Genomic DNA, 13,767 nt, shown 5'->3' with positions numbered 1-13,767 from the left:
GCTGTCCCTCCCGTCATCGATGGGCGACAGTCTGCGCAAGCGGCCGGTGGCGCGCAACCTTCAGGCCGAACAGCGGCCGCAGCATGCCGACGCGCCGCACGACGAACTCGTAGAGCAGCCAGGAGCCGGCGAAGGTGACGAGGGCGGCGAGCGCGAACTTCGTGCCCACCGGCAAGCCGGTGCGCACCAGCCAGTAGACGGCGATCACCGTGATCGTCTGGTGCAGGATGTAGAACGGGTAGACCGCCTCGGTGGCATAGGCGAGGAAGGCCGGGCGCCGCGTCAGGTGACGCCGCGCGAAGCCGACGATCGCCAATAGCCAGGCCGTGGTGTTGACGCCCGAGAGCAGGGCATAGAGCGGCCGCTCGTCGGTCGCGATGCTCGCGCGCACACCGGTGAAGAACAGATGATCGAGCAGCGCGAAGGCTGCGACGCCGATCGCCAACGCGACCCAGCGCGCGCGCATCACGGCGTCGAGCAGCTCGCCGCGGCGGTACAGCAGCGCGCCGTAGAGCAGCAGCGTGCCGTAGTAGCAGAGGCCGAACCAGTCACCGACCACGCCGCCGGGATTGCGGGATATCGGCGCCAGGAACAGATGCGCGGCGACCAGCGGCAGGATCGCCAGCCAGTACAGGTGCCGGCGCGCCACGACGCGATACGCCGCCTCGATCCGTGCGCCGCGCAGCCACAGCAGTAAGGGCAGCAGCACCAGCGTCAGGATCAGCACGTAGGCGACGAACCAGAGGTGGTGCCAGGAGATGTTGCCGGCGGGATAGGCGCCGCCGTCGAAGGCATGCGGCAGCCAGTCGAGATAGGAGCCGGCGAACTGCCCGCGATGCAGCCGCTCGGCGTAGACCTGGGGCGGCACGATCACCAGCATGCCGAAGGCCAGCGGCAGGGCCAGGCGCCGCAGCCGGTCGAGCACGAACTCGCCGCCGGCGCGGCGGCCCAGCGCCAGCATCACCGCGGCGCCCGAGACCAGGAAGATCAGCGGCATGCGCCAGCGGTTGGTGAAGCGCATCGCCCAGCGCAGCCAGTCGGCGCTCTGCTGGTCGGTGACGTGCCAGCTCCAGCCCGACCAGGCCATGCCGGAGTGGTAGAGGATCAAGAGCGCGAAGGCGCTCACGCGCAGCCAGTCGAGGTCGGCGCGGCGGTCGGTCGGGGAGGTCATCGGGGTCATGCCCCCCTGATGCCAGCCAGGCCCTTGATCCGGCTGGATTTTGTGACGACCGGCGCATCCCGTGGGACGACCGGCGCGGCGCGCGGGACGAGCGGCGCGCGCCCTAATGGGAACAAAACGAGAATTAGGACTTGATAATTTCGGAAATTAGATAAACAAGAGAGATGTGCAACAGGAGGATGATATGGGCCCACTTCAGAGATTCAACGCGATCTGCGCGGCGGACTGGCAGGGCAAGCCGATCCCGCAACGCCGCTGGCTGATCCCCGGCCTGCTGATCCGCGGCTCGGTGACGATGCTCAACGGCGACGGCGGCGTCGGCAAGTCGCTGCTGGTCCAGCAGCTGGCCACGGCGATGGCGACGGCGCGGCCATTCCTCGGCATCGAGCCGCAGCCGCACCCGGTGCGCTCGCTGTCGATCTTCTGCGAGGACGACGCCGAGGAGCTGCATTTCCGCCAGGCACAGATCAACGCCCATTACGGCTGCGACATGCGCGACCTGGGGGCGATGACCATGCTCAGCCGCGTCGGGCTGGAGAACGGGCTGATGGCCTTCGATCGCCGCACCGACGAGGGCAAGGAAATGGTGTTCTATCACCAGCTCGAGCACGCGATCCGCGAGAGCGGCGCCGAGCTGACCATCATCGACACCGCGGCCGACACCTTCATCGGCAACGAGAACATCCGCACCCAGGTGCGCCAGTTCGTCGGCGCGCTGCGCCGGCTGGCGAAGATCAACGACGGCGGCGTGATCCTCAACGCCCATCCCTCGCTCACCGGGCTCAACAGCGGCTCGGGGCTGAGCGGCAGCACGGCCTGGCACAACACCGTGCGCGGCCGCCTCTATCTCACCAAGCCGCAGACCATGGAGGGCGAGGACGACGAGGAGACCGACCAACGCCTGCTGAAGCTGATGAAGAGCAACTACGGCCGCGCCGGCGAGAAGCTCAGGCTGGTCTGGCGCGACCATGTCTTCGTGCTGGAGGAGCGCGCCCGCGGCACGGGCGGCACCTTCGTCGACCGCCTCGAGCTCGACAACACCGTGCTCGCCGGCCTGCGCAGGCTGGTCGGCAACGGCGTGCTGGTGCCGGCCGACAGCCAGGCCAAGAACGGCCTGGCGATCAGGCTGCGCACGTTCCCGTCATGCCGGCGCTGGAGCTGGCAGGCGATGACCGCCGCGCAGGAGCGCCTGGTCGCGCTGGGCAAGATCGTGAAGGTCGAGCTGGGCTCGCCCAGCAAACGCCGCCTCTACGTGCGACCGCACGACATGACCCTGCCGGGTGAAGTCGGCACATGACCTCGGCAGGTGAAGGCGGCATCGGAAATGCCGGAGCGTGAGCGCCGATGCCGTCCCCACCTGCCATCCCTCTCTGCCATCCCCCTCTGCCATCCCTTGGCATCCCCGGCGATCCCCTTCCATCCCGCTGCCATCCCCACCTGCCATCCCCGGCGATCTCCCTGCCATCCCCTTTCCATCCCCCCAGCCCTCACCACCCCCATAAGGGGGTGGTGAGGGCTATCAGAGGAGCCGCGCGTTGAGCCGCCATCACCCACGTCCGTTCGATCCGCACGCCGCCGTGCCCGAACGCGATTTCGTCGACGGGTACGCGACCGTATACGGCATGACGCACGCCGATCCCGAGCGCCTGCGCCTGATGAAGCTCAACGCGCTCGGCAACGCCTTCCCGTCCCACCCGGCGCTGCCGCGACGCATCCTGCTGCGGCTCAACGCGCTCGCCGAGGTGTGGCGCCATCCGATGATGGACGCCTGGCGCGACGTGGCCGGCAACGCGACGCTCAGCAGCGCCGCGCTGCGCATCGCCGCGACGCAGCCGTTGTGCGACGATGGCCGCTTCAACGCCGAGAGCTTCTTCGCGGAGATGCTGCGGCGCATGAACGAGAAGGGCTGGGCGTAGCGATGCGCGAATATCTCGCATCGAACAGTCGCCGGCGGCGGACAGCGGCACGATCTTGTCGATTCCTTCCTCGCCGCAGGACGATGAGCAACCCGACCGACCACAGCCGCAAGTGCTCGCTACGCCTTCACCGGCGCCACCGCCTCGAACCGATCGCGATACCGCCGGCTGAGGCTGACCTCGGCGCCATCGTCCATCCGGATGCGCCAGTCGCCGCTCATCCACGGCTCGACCTCGCGCACGCGCGCGATGTTGACCATGTAGCTCTTGTGCACACGCACGAAGCGGCGCGGATCGAGCTCGCCTTCGAGCTTCGTCAGGGACGACCGCACCTCGTAGGTCTGGCCGCCGACATGCAGCACGGCGTAGTTGCCGGCCGCCTCGATCCAGGCGATGTCGCCGGCGTCGAGCAGGATCTCCCTGCCGCGCTTGCGCACCGCGAAGCGCTCGAGCGGCTCGATCGGCGGTGGTGGCGGCGGCTCGGGCGGCCTGGCCTCCTCGCGCCGCACCAGGAACTGGGCGAAGGCGATGGTGCCGGCGCTGAGGATGGCGTAGGTCACGACATCCTTGCCGTACTCGTAGAGCAGCTGCTCGGGCAGCGCGCCGTACTGATAGGCGCGGCCGACGATCAGCGGATAGAGCGCCAGCCTGAGCGCCAGCATGGCCGCGACATGCACGACGCAGAACACCACGCTGCCCAGCGCATGCACCGCGAGATTGCGCCAGCCCGCCATCAGCGGCCAGCGCCGATGCGCCCAGTAGATCGCCGGCAGCAGCGCGAAGATCGCGGCGTGGCTGGTGCCCTCGAGCGTCAGCGCCTCGGCCCAGCCCATGGGGAATCGCGCGCGCGCCGCATCCGTCACCAGCGTCCAGGTCCGGGTGACGAAGGACAGCCCCAGCGCGGCGGCCCACAGCGCCACCAGCCGCCAATCCGGCCGACGCGGGATCATGGCTCGATCGACCTGGACCATATTTCCCCCTCGCCCCGCTTGCGGGGAGAGGGAGGGGCCCGTCGCGCGCAGCGCGATGGGAGGGTGAGGGGTTTGTGCGACGAACTGCGGCCGCGGTCACGTGACGACCGGCCCCTCACCCCGACCCTCTCCCCGCAGGCGGGGAGAGGGAGGGAAATGAAGGGAGGGCTGCGATCCCGCATCATGCACCGGCCTTGAGCCAGTCGATCACCGGGCGCCAGCAGCGCTCGACGGCGCGCGAGCCGACCATCATGCCGATATGGCCCAGCGGCAGGTCGAGCCGCGTGGCGTTGGCCAGCCCGTCGGGCCCGACCAGCCCGGCGGCGGAGGCCGGCGGCACGATGCGGTCGTTGGCCGGGATCACCACCAGCGCGCGCGTCGCGATCTCGCGCGGCCGCACCCGCCGGCGCGCCACCTTCCACGTGCCGCGGCCGGGCTGGTTCTCGCCGTACCAGCCGATCAGGCAGTCGCGCGCCACCAGGGCCGGCAGCGGCGCGCCGTCGTTGAGCCAGTCCTCAAGCAGCACGAAGTCACGCGCCGCGTCGGAATTCATGTCCATGGCGGCGAAGCGCTGGAACTTGCTGACCACCAGCCAGGGATCGAGCGACCAGAACAGCGCCTGGATCGCGTCGGTGGGCAGCTCGCCCACGCGCATCGCCAGCTCGGCGAGCCACGGCCCGGTCGCCACCAGCAGCCCCTGCCCGGCGCGATCGGCGTGGAAATCCCACGGTGCGGCCAGCGCCACCAGCGCCGAGACATCGCGCGGCCGATGCGCCGCCAGCCCGGCGGCCAGGGTGCCACCCATGCAGTAGCCGATCACCGGCAACGGCCCGCCGGCGCGCGCCCTGAGCCAGGCGAGCGCCCGGCCCAGCCGCACGACGCAGCCCGCGGTGTCGAGATCGCGCTCCGCCTCGCCCGGCGTGCCCCAGTCGACGACGTAGGGGCGCAAGCCCTCGCTCGCCAGCGCGCGCACGAAGCTGCGGCCGGGCGCGAGGTCGAGCACCTGCCAGCGATTGACCAGCGAGGGCACCACCAGCACCGGCGTCGCGTCGGCGGCGCAGCGCACGCCGTCGGCCGCGCCGACATCGCGCAGCACCGTCGAGCCTTCGCGCCACACCACCGGCGGATCGTCGAGCGTGCGGCCGGAAGGATGCCCGCGATAGGCCTGCACGCCGGCCGCCAGCCGGTCGAGCCGGCGCGCCACCTCGCGGCGCAGGGCCTGGCGGAACGGATCGTCGAGCGGCCCGACATTGGCGACGCCGGCCTGCGCGCGCGCCGCGTCGATCTCGGCCAGCAGCGGCGCGAAGACGGCGCGGAAGGCCTCGGCGCGCGCCTGCGCGTCAGTCGGCGGCCCCTCAGTCGGCGGCAGATCGGGGCTTGCGCTTGCGGGGCTTGGGAACGGCACGCCGCTCGAGCTCGGCGACGCGCTGCTCCAGAGCGTCAAGCCGAGCTCTGAGCCGCTCCAGCTCTGCAGCGCCGTCAGCAGATGCAGCGGCAGCGGCCGCGGCCCCACCCGGGGAACGGGCGCCTGATCGGGCTTGCTCATGCGCCCTCCGCGCGGAATCGAAAGCGGTCGCCACGCCGGCATTGGCCGAGGCCAGCAGCCGCGCCAGCGTCTCGGTCAATTGCCGATCGCCCGACAGCGCCGAAAGCTGGCCCTGCCAGAGATCGAGATAGCGCCTGGCCAGCGCATCGAAGGTCGGATCGTCCGCCATGGCCGGGAGTATAGACGGAGTCGGTAGCGCCGCTCACGGTTCAATCCGGTCCTCGGCTTGTTCCGCCAGCGCCAGGCAAGCCCGCCCTGTCCCGCTTCAGGATTTTCCGGCTTCTCCTCAGGAAATCCCCCGAACTTCTCCAGTACTCCGCCAAGCGGAGATCCGCCACCGGGCCCATTGTCGGGGCCAAGGGTCGCCGCGCATCGGTACAGGGCGGCCAAGGAGGCACTCTTGAACGTCCAGCACATCAATCGGCTGACCTTCGACAAGCCGGGCCGCCGCCGCGTCTACGGCAACGTCCTGGAGACCATCGGCAACACGCCCATGGTGCGCATCGGTCGTCTGGCGCGGGAAGCCGGCTGCCAGGCCGAGGTGCTTGCCAAGCTGGAATTCTTCAATCCGCTCGCCAGCGTCAAGGACCGCATCGCCATTTCGATGCTCGAGGCGATGGAGGCCGACGGCACCATCGGCCCGGGCAGCGTCATCGTCGAGCCGACGTCGGGCAACACCGGCATCGGGCTCGCTTTCGCCTGCGCGGCCAAGGGCTATCGCTGCATCCTGACCATGCCCGACAGCTTCTCCATCGAGCGGCGCAAGCTGATGCGCTTCCTCGGGGCCGAGCTGGCGCTGACACCGCGCGAGAAGGGCATCGGCGGGGCCATCGACAAGGCGAAGGAGATCATCGCCGGCACCGAGAAGGCGGTGATGCCCTGGCAGTTCGGCCATCCGGCCAATCCCGACATCCACCGTCGCACCACCGCCGAAGAGATATGGGTCGATACCAACGGCGTGGTCGATGCGGTGGTCCTCGGCGTCGGCACCGGTGGCACTCTGACAGGCGTCGGCGAAGTGCTGAAGGCGCGCAATCCCGAGCTGCGCGTGATCGCGGTCGAGCCGGACAAGAGCCCGGTCCTGTCCGGCGGCACGCACTCGCCGCACATGATCCAGGGCATCGGCGCGGGCTTTGTCCCCGATGTGCTCGACACCAGTCTCATCGACGAGGTTCTGCAGGTCAGCAACGAAGAAGCGATCGAGACGGCGCGTCGACTGTCCGTGCTGGAGGGCATCCCGGCGGGCATCTCCTCGGGTGCCGCACTGGCCTGCGCGCTGCGCGTCGCCGCGCGGCCCGAGCTGAAGGGCCGCACGGTCGTCACGCTGCTGCCCGACAGCGCCGAACGCTACATCTCCACGGCGCTCTTCGCGCATCTCGACGACGGATAGGCGCCGGCGGCCCGCCCATTCGCGCGCGCAATCCTTCATGTTCAGTGACATGTAGAATGGCATCTTCTAGCCTTTTCGAGCGGAGCGACCATGGCAGTGCCGGACCCCGGCACTGGTCGGGGGAGGGGCGCGCGATGGAGAGGAAGCTCACAACCATCCTGGCGATGGATGTCGTCGGCTACAGCCGCCTGATGGAGCGCGATGAAACCGGCACGCTCGAGCGGCTCAAGGACATCCGCGCGCGTCATGTCGACCCCGCGGTCGCGCGGCACTCCGGGCGCATCATCAAGCTGATGGGCGACGGCACGCTGGCCGCCTTCGCCAGTGTCGTCGGCGGCCTGCAATGCGCCGTCGACATCCAGAAAGAGCTCGCCGAGCGCAATGCCGGCGTGCCGGAGAACCACCGCCTGCAGCTGCGCATGGGCCTGCATCTGGGCGACGTGATCATCGAAGGCGACGATATCTATGGTGACGGCGTCAACGTGGCGGCAAGGCTCGAGCGCATCGCGCCGGCCGGCGGCATCGTGCTGTCGCGCCAGGTGCACGACCATATCGGCCCCAACGTGGCCGTGCGGCTGGTGTCGATCGGCGAGCAGGCGGTCAAGAACATCAGCCGCCCCATCGAGGCCTATCGCGTCGACTTCGAGCCCGACGCGCGCGGGGCGAGCATCCTGCGCTTCGACGAGTTCGAGCTCGACGTTTCGCTCTTCCAGCTGCGCAAGGCTGGAGCGCGGGTCGCCGTCGAGCCGCAGGTTTTCGACCTGCTCGTGTTCCTCGCGCGCAATCGCGACCGGATCGTGGCCAAGGACGAGGTATTCGCGGCGATCTGGGGCGACCGCATCGTCTCCGATGCGGCGCTCAGCAGCCAGATCAAGGCGGCGCGGCGCGCGCTGGGCGACGACGGCGCCTCGCAGCGCATGATCGCCACCGTTCACGGCCGCGGCTTCCGCTTCATCCCGGAGGTGCGCAGCGCACCGGTCGGCGAGGTGTCGGCGCAGCCCGAGAGCCGCGTTGAAGAGACGCTGGACGCGATCCGACAGCGCCCCTCGGTCGTCGTGCTGCCATTTACGAATCTCAACAGCGACGCGTCCGAGGACTATCTCGCCGATGGCATCACCGAGGACATCATTACGGCGCTCGCCAAGAACCGATGGCTGACCGTCGTCGCCCGCAACCCGGCGTTCGCCTTCCGCAACTCGGGCGACAGCATCCGCACCATCGGCAAGAAGCTCGAGGCCGATTACGTGGTGACCGGCAGCATGCGCAAGGCGGGCGACCGGTACCGCGCGACTATCCAGGTGGTTGATGCGGAGACGGAGCACAGCATCTGGTCGGAGCGCTTCGACAGCAGCGCCGCCGACATCTTCGACCTGCAGGACGAGATCTCGGAGCTGGTCGCCTCGCGCCTCGAGGCCGAGCTCGGCCTGAGCGAGCAGCGCAAGGCCGAGCGCAAGCCGCGCAAGAATCTCGGCGCGTGGGATCTGTACCAGCTCGGCTGCGCCGAGTTCTACAAGTTCACGCCGGAAGCCAATCGCCGCAGCCAGGAGCTGTTGCGGGAGTCGATCCGGCTCGACCCCGCCTTCCCCGGGGCGCATGCGCGGCTGGCCTACGCCATCATCCTCAGCATGGTGTATTTCGACGCGCCGTCGGAGGCGGCGGCGATGGACGAGGCCCTGGCCGCGGCCAGGCGGGCCGTCGAGCTCGACGACCAGGACGCACAGGGTTTCTGCTTCCTCGGCCGGGTTCACCTGGCGCGACAGGAATACGATCAGGCGCTGGCCGCTCTGGAGCACGCGCTACGGCTCAACCCCTGCCTCGCGGTCTCGTACTGCGCCCTGGCGGATTCGCTGACCTACGAGGGACGACTCGACGAGGCGATCACCAATTTCGAGGTCGCGATCCGGCTGAGCCCGCACGACCCGTTCCGCTGGGCCTTCTATTCATACCGCTCGCTTGCCCACATATTCCGCGGCGAGCACGAGGCGGCGGTGAACTGGGCGCGCCGGGCGGTGCAGGTGCCGAACGCCCAGTACTGGGCGACGGCGCACCTGGTCGCCGCGCTCGGCCATCTTGGCGACCGCTCGCAGATCGAACGCGCTGTCGCCGACCTGCGACGGATCAAGCCCGGCTTTTCGGTCGCCTTCGCCAAGGAGCACCTGTTCTACCTCAAGCGCACAGAGCAGCTCGAAACCTATCTGGACGGCTTGAGGAAGGCCGGTGTGCCGTGACGTCGCCGGCAGTCAGGGAAGACACGCGGCGAACAAGCGGCGCGCGCACGGCGCGACCGCAATAGCCAGGAGGACCACGAATGAGTTCGCAGACATTCGTCGACGCGGTAAGGCTGCGCGCCGAAGTGAGCAGCAAGTATCGCGACGTCGCGTTGCGGCCGCACGACACCTACCATTTCCACACCGGCCGATTTCTCGCCCACCGGCTGGGCTACAACCCTGCCGTGGTCGACTCGCTGCCGGAGGCCGCGGTCGAGTCGTTCGCCGGTGTCGCCAACCCCTTCTCGCTGCGTCCCCTCGCTGCGGGCGAGAAGGTGGTCGATGTCGGCGCGGGTGCCGGCTTCGATTGCTTCATCGCCGCGGGACAGGTGGGGCCCTCGGGCCGCGTCATCGGCGTCGACATGACCGAGGAGATGCTGGAGAAGTCGCGGCGCACCGCGGCGCAAATGGACATGGCGCATCTCGAGTTCCGCGAGGGGCTGGCAGAACGCCTGCCGGTCGAGGATGGCTGGGCCGATGTCGTCGTCAGCAACGGCGTGATCAACCTTTGCGCCGACAAGCGGCAGGTCTTGGCCGAGATCCGGCGCGTGCTGCGGCCGGGCGGCCATCTGCAGTTCGCCGACATCGCGAACGGTCAGCCAGTGCCCGAAGCGGCGACCCTGAACATCGATCTCTGGACGGCTTGAATCGCCGGAGGCCTGCCGTGCGCAGGCTGGCAGCGGATGTTGGAGGAAGCGGGCTTCGAGCAGATCGTGATCGGCTCGCCGGTCGACACTTTCGCCGGTGCGTCGGGGGAGCGAAACGCCAGGCGCTTCGAGGTCTACGGATATCCGTTCCTGGCGCGCAGGACGTGAGGACAAAGTGCAAGGGAGGCACCGATGAAAATGCACGCGCTCATCCTGGCCGGATTCCTGGGGTTGCTCGCCGGCACCGCCGCGGCCCGGGAGCCGAACGAGATGTTCCTCATGCGCACCAGCACCAAGGCACCTGACCAGATCGTTGCCGCGGTTCGGTCCTACGTGCTGGAACGCAAGTGGCTCTATCTCGCGGCGTTCAAGCTCAAGGGCGGCGAGATCGATGCCGTGAAGATCTGCTACCCGCCGATCGGCAAGGACATCTTCGCGGCCGGCCTGCATGTCGCCGCGATGATGCCGTGCGGACATATCGCGATCTACCGGGAGGGCGATGCGACGCGCATCTCCATGTTGCATCCCAACTTCATGCACGCGCTCTATCCCGACCCGAATCTCGAGAAGGCAGCCAAGGAGGTGACTCCGCTGTTCGAGGCGATGCTGGACGCGATCGTGAGGTGAAGCAGGCGGCTCGCGACCGATCCAAGGCGAGCGACAGGCGGGGAGGCCAGGCATGTCGGACACTGCGATGGCAGAGGCATATGAACGGGATCTGGTGCCCAATGTGTTCCGCCCCTGGGCCGAGGCCGTCATCGAACCGCTCGGTCTCAGGGCCGGGCAGCATGTCCTCGACGTCGCGTGTGGTACCGGCATTGCCGCGCGAACCGCCGCTCGGCATGTCGGTGCCAGCGGGTCCGTCGTCGGCGTCGACAACAACGAAGCCATGCTGGAAGTGGCACGGCGTGCGCCTTCGGAGCCCGGCGCCTCACCGATCGAATGGCTATGCGCCGATGCCTGCCGACTCCCCTACCGCGACGCGATGTTCGATCTCGTGACGTGCTTCGAGGGGCTCCAGTTTTTTCCAGACCGGTCGAGAGCGCTCGACGGGTTCCGGCGCCTGTTGCGCAGGCGAGGGCGCTTCACAGGAACCTCGTGGGGACCGATTGAGCAGAACCCGGGATATCAGGCCCTCTCGGAGGGGCTCGCTCGCTTCGTGTCGGCCGATGCCGGCCGGCTGACCTCTTTTGTGTTCTCGCACCCGGATGAGATCCACACGCTCCTGACGCAGGCCGGATTTGTCGATGTGCATGTCGAGGCACGACACCTCGTGCGTCGGGTGCCATCGGCCCGATCGTTCATCGGATGGATCGCGTCGGGAGCCCCATACTCCCGTCAGCGGCTGGCATTGCTGAGCGAGAAAGACCGGGAAGGATTCCTGGAGCACGTCGATCTGAGATTGGCGCGGTACGTTCACGACGAGGGCCTGATGATGCCATTCGTCCGATATGTCTTCTTTGGATCGGTGTAAGCCGCGTCTTGCGCAAGGAGTGATCCAACCGGCGTCGACAGCGGCGCACTCCGTGCGTCTCCATGGCGATTGCATTCGGAAGGCAAAAAAGGTTACATTAATCAACGATCTTCAGCTATTTCTTTGATTCGTTTACGAGTTCTTCGTGCCCTATGCCGCGACCCTGCCGGTGAGCCAGGCCGGTTTTTGACGTCGCGCCGCGCCAGGACCTGCTGCTGTCGATCGCCATTCCCGTCTACGCGGCGGTGCGCCACTCGACACGATCCCTCACCCCGCAAGCGGGGAGAGGGAGTGATGGCCATAGCTGAAATGCCATATGGATTGATTGTCCTGGACCTCACGGGAGGCGGCGATGAACATCGATGACTACGGCAAATGGGCGCGTCAGGCGGGTGGCGAGGAGACGACGGCGGACTCGCCCGATACGCACCTGGCGATCCTCGCCTTCTCGCTGATGGGCGACGCCAGCGAGGTCGGCGAGATCGTCAAGCGGCGCCTGCAGGGCGGCACGCTCGATCGCGCGCATCTCGCCCACGAGCTGGGCGACGCCATCTACTACTGGGCACGCCTTTGCGCGGCCGCCGGCGTGGCGCCATCCGCCGTACTCACCGAGAGTCGTCGCCACGTCGAAGCGCGGCTCGCCAAGCGGCAGCAAGGCGCGCGATAGGTCGACGACTCGACGTTGCGCCCACCCGTCACAAGTTCTCGACGCATTCATCGGAGGCGCGCCGGCGCGACAGGTGATGGGGTTCACTTCGCCAGCGGCGGCAGCTGATAGCCCCAATCCGCCTGGATCGACTTTCGCATCTCGGAGGCGATCGACAGCGACAGGCCGGTGAGCTTGCGTTGCTCACTCTCGCATTGTTGCGGCGTCGCGCAGACCTCCATGTCCTTCAGAGCCGAGCCAAAGCGGGCCATCGCCCTGGCAACCTCCTGCGATTCGACGACCCCCAGCTCGCCCCAGTACAGTTCCCAGAAGCGGCGATACGCCCACTGCCAGTCCTCGGTGGCACCGGGCCCTTTGTCGTTCACGCCCATCTTCGGGACGGTCGCCAGCTTCGCCGTCACCTTCGCGGTCTCGAAATAGAACAACAGCTGCTTTTCCAGGAACGGGCGGCGTGACTCGCGGACCGCGAGCTCGCGCTCTTTCGCGGCGCTGTCGGACCGTTCCACCAACCAGACGGTGCCCGTCCACAGTCCGCCGATGACCACAACCGCCGCGGGCGCATAGACCACAACGCCCCGCCACAGCCTCCGCCGCCATGAAGGGCCCGCGTCGGGGCCCGCAGCCGTCGCCTCAGCCATCCGGGAGGTTCTCCCCTGGTCAGAACGGTGACTATGCCGCCGGATCAGGCGACCTGCCATAGAGGGCAGGTGCTGCCGCGGCATCGCGCGCGATTGCATTTGGCAGGCAAAAAAGGTTACATCTATCAACGATCTTCAGCTATTTCTTTGATTCGTTTAAGAGATTCCCAGTGCCCTATGCCGAGACCCTGCCGGTGAGCCAGTCCGGTTTTGACGTTGCGCCGCGCCAGGACCTGCTGCTGTCGATCGTCATCCCGGTCTACAACGAGCGCGAGACCCTGCCGCGCATCATCCGCGCCGTGACCCAGGTGCTTCCCGGAATCGCGCGCGAGATCGTGCTGGTCGACGATTGCTCGAAGGACGGCACGCGGGCGTGGATCGAGGCCGCCTTCCCGGCCGAGACCAATGTCATCGCCGGCGTGCATCGCGCGGCCGACGGCACGATCGCCTTCCTCTCGCCGACCGACGCGGCGGCGGCGCCCGAGGACAGCTTCGAGAAGGTCGCCGGCCCGGTGAGCATCCGCCCGCTGTTGCACGAGAAGAACGGCGGCAAGGGCCGCGCTCTGCGCACCGGCTTCGCCGCAGTCACCGGCGACGTGGTGGTGATCCAGGACTCCGATCTCGAATACGATCCGTCGGACTGGACGGCGATGTTCCGGCTGATGCAGATCGGCGTCGCCGACGTGGTCTACGGCTCGCGCTTCTACGGCCGCCCGCACCGCGCGCTGTACCTCTACCACTACCTCGGCAACCGCACGATCTCGGCGCTGTTCAACGTGCTGTTCGACCAGACGCTGACCGACCTCGAGACCTGCTACAAGATGTTCCGCCGCGAGGTGATCGCGGGCGTCGACCTCGTCAGCGACGATTTCGGCATCGAGGTCGAGCTGTCGTCGGTCTTCGCGCGGCCCAAGCGCTGGCGAATCTACGAATGCGCCATCAACTACTACGGACGCACCTACGCCGAGGGCAAGAAGATCGGCTGGCGCGATGGCGTGCTGGCGCTGTGGTACGTCGTGAAGTTCCGCTTCAAGCGGCCGGGACGGGTGTGAGCATCGTCAGTCCTTCACC

Annotated in this window: 13 protein-coding genes; 9 read left to right on the top strand and 4 right to left on the bottom strand. The window is 68.1% G+C overall.

Annotated features, from left to right (window positions below; translation table 11 throughout):
* Window positions 1-13: 13 nt before the first annotated feature.
* The gene (locus tag KF889_01410) at window positions 14-1,171 is read right to left on the bottom strand and encodes an acyltransferase (protein MBX3498072.1); all 1,158 of its coding nucleotides are present in this window, start codon (window positions 1,169-1,171) and stop codon (window positions 14-16) included.
* Window positions 1,172-1,364: 193 nt separating this feature from the next.
* Here KF889_01410 and KF889_01405 point away from each other — a divergent pair, with 193 nt between their 5' ends.
* Both KF889_01405 and KF889_01400 read left to right on the top strand, forming a co-directional pair.
* Window positions 1,365-2,477 (top strand): AAA family ATPase, encoded by a 1,113-nt coding sequence (locus KF889_01405; protein ID MBX3498071.1) that lies wholly within the window; start codon window positions 1,365-1,367, stop codon window positions 2,475-2,477.
* Between the two features lie 238 nt (window positions 2,478-2,715).
* Window positions 2,716-3,096: a hypothetical protein gene (locus tag KF889_01400; GenBank protein ID MBX3498070.1), complete on the top strand. Its 381-nt coding sequence runs from the start codon at window positions 2,716-2,718 to the stop codon at window positions 3,094-3,096.
* A gap of 119 nt (window positions 3,097-3,215) precedes the next feature.
* Here KF889_01400 and KF889_01395 read toward each other — a convergent pair whose 3' ends face one another.
* Both KF889_01395 and KF889_01390 read right to left on the bottom strand, forming a co-directional pair.
* Window positions 3,216-4,067 (bottom strand): LytTR family transcriptional regulator, encoded by an 852-nt coding sequence (locus KF889_01395; protein ID MBX3498069.1) that lies wholly within the window; start codon window positions 4,065-4,067, stop codon window positions 3,216-3,218.
* Between the two features lie 181 nt (window positions 4,068-4,248).
* Complete coding sequence (locus KF889_01390) at window positions 4,249-5,352, bottom strand: alpha/beta fold hydrolase (protein MBX3498068.1); 1,104 nt, start codon at window positions 5,350-5,352, stop codon at window positions 4,249-4,251.
* 685 nt (window positions 5,353-6,037) lie between these two features.
* On the opposite strand from KF889_01390, the gene cysK reads away from it, so the two are divergent.
* The 6 genes from cysK (at window position 6,038) to KF889_01360 (ending at window position 12,058) form a co-directional block, all read left to right on the top strand.
* The gene (gene cysK, locus KF889_01385) at window positions 6,038-7,003 is read left to right on the top strand and encodes a cysteine synthase A (GenBank protein MBX3498067.1); all 966 of its coding nucleotides are present in this window, start codon (window positions 6,038-6,040) and stop codon (window positions 7,001-7,003) included.
* A gap of 134 nt (window positions 7,004-7,137) precedes the next feature.
* Window positions 7,138-9,231: a winged helix-turn-helix domain-containing protein gene (locus KF889_01380; GenBank protein ID MBX3498066.1), complete on the top strand. Its 2,094-nt coding sequence runs from the start codon at window positions 7,138-7,140 to the stop codon at window positions 9,229-9,231.
* A gap of 80 nt (window positions 9,232-9,311) precedes the next feature.
* A complete protein-coding gene (locus KF889_01375) occupies window positions 9,312-9,917 on the top strand; it encodes a methyltransferase domain-containing protein (GenBank protein ID MBX3498065.1) in 606 nt (201 codons plus the stop codon).
* 192 nt (window positions 9,918-10,109) lie between these two features.
* Window positions 10,110-10,544 (top strand): DUF302 domain-containing protein, encoded by a 435-nt coding sequence (locus tag KF889_01370; GenBank protein ID MBX3498064.1) that lies wholly within the window; start codon window positions 10,110-10,112, stop codon window positions 10,542-10,544.
* A gap of 52 nt (window positions 10,545-10,596) precedes the next feature.
* Window positions 10,597-11,391, top strand: a complete 795-nt coding sequence (locus KF889_01365; protein ID MBX3498063.1) for a class I SAM-dependent methyltransferase — start codon at window positions 10,597-10,599, stop codon at window positions 11,389-11,391.
* A gap of 352 nt (window positions 11,392-11,743) precedes the next feature.
* Window positions 11,744-12,058 carry a pyrophosphatase gene (locus KF889_01360; protein ID MBX3498062.1) on the top strand — a complete coding sequence of 105 codons (315 nt, stop codon included), beginning with the start codon at window positions 11,744-11,746 and terminating at the stop codon, window positions 12,056-12,058.
* A gap of 83 nt (window positions 12,059-12,141) precedes the next feature.
* Here the strand turns inward: KF889_01360 and KF889_01355 are convergent, their stop codons facing one another.
* Window positions 12,142-12,696, bottom strand: a complete 555-nt coding sequence (locus KF889_01355) for a hypothetical protein (protein MBX3498061.1) — start codon at window positions 12,694-12,696, stop codon at window positions 12,142-12,144.
* Between the two features lie 233 nt (window positions 12,697-12,929).
* Between KF889_01355 and KF889_01350 the strand changes: the two genes are divergently transcribed.
* Complete coding sequence (locus tag KF889_01350) at window positions 12,930-13,748, top strand: glycosyltransferase family 2 protein (protein MBX3498060.1); 819 nt, start codon at window positions 12,930-12,932, stop codon at window positions 13,746-13,748.
* The last annotated feature ends 19 nt before the right edge of the window (window positions 13,749-13,767 follow it).

The sequence above is a fragment of the Alphaproteobacteria bacterium genome (assembly GCA_019635875.1).
Taxonomy (GTDB): domain Bacteria; phylum Pseudomonadota; class Alphaproteobacteria; order Reyranellales; family Reyranellaceae; genus JAFAZJ01.
Note: the sequence above shows the minus strand (reverse complement) of the source record. Positions and strands in the feature narration are given on the sequence as shown.

Coding starts and splice junctions, on each gene's coding strand:
- KF889_01410 (MBX3498072.1), bottom strand. CDS start 1,171: ATGACCTCCCCGACCGACCGCCGCGCCGACCTCGACTGGCTGCGCGTG.
- KF889_01370 (MBX3498064.1), top strand. CDS start 10,110: ATGAAAATGCACGCGCTCATCCTGGCCGGATTCCTGGGGTTGCTCGCC.
- KF889_01375 (MBX3498065.1), top strand. CDS start 9,312: ATGAGTTCGCAGACATTCGTCGACGCGGTAAGGCTGCGCGCCGAAGTG.
- KF889_01395 (MBX3498069.1), bottom strand. CDS start 4,067: ATGGTCCAGGTCGATCGAGCCATGATCCCGCGTCGGCCGGATTGGCGG.
- KF889_01355 (MBX3498061.1), bottom strand. CDS start 12,696: ATGGCTGAGGCGACGGCTGCGGGCCCCGACGCGGGCCCTTCATGGCGG.
- KF889_01380 (MBX3498066.1), top strand. CDS start 7,138: ATGGAGAGGAAGCTCACAACCATCCTGGCGATGGATGTCGTCGGCTAC.
- KF889_01365 (MBX3498063.1), top strand. CDS start 10,597: ATGTCGGACACTGCGATGGCAGAGGCATATGAACGGGATCTGGTGCCC.
- KF889_01405 (MBX3498071.1), top strand. CDS start 1,365: ATGGGCCCACTTCAGAGATTCAACGCGATCTGCGCGGCGGACTGGCAG.
- KF889_01360 (MBX3498062.1), top strand. CDS start 11,744: ATGAACATCGATGACTACGGCAAATGGGCGCGTCAGGCGGGTGGCGAG.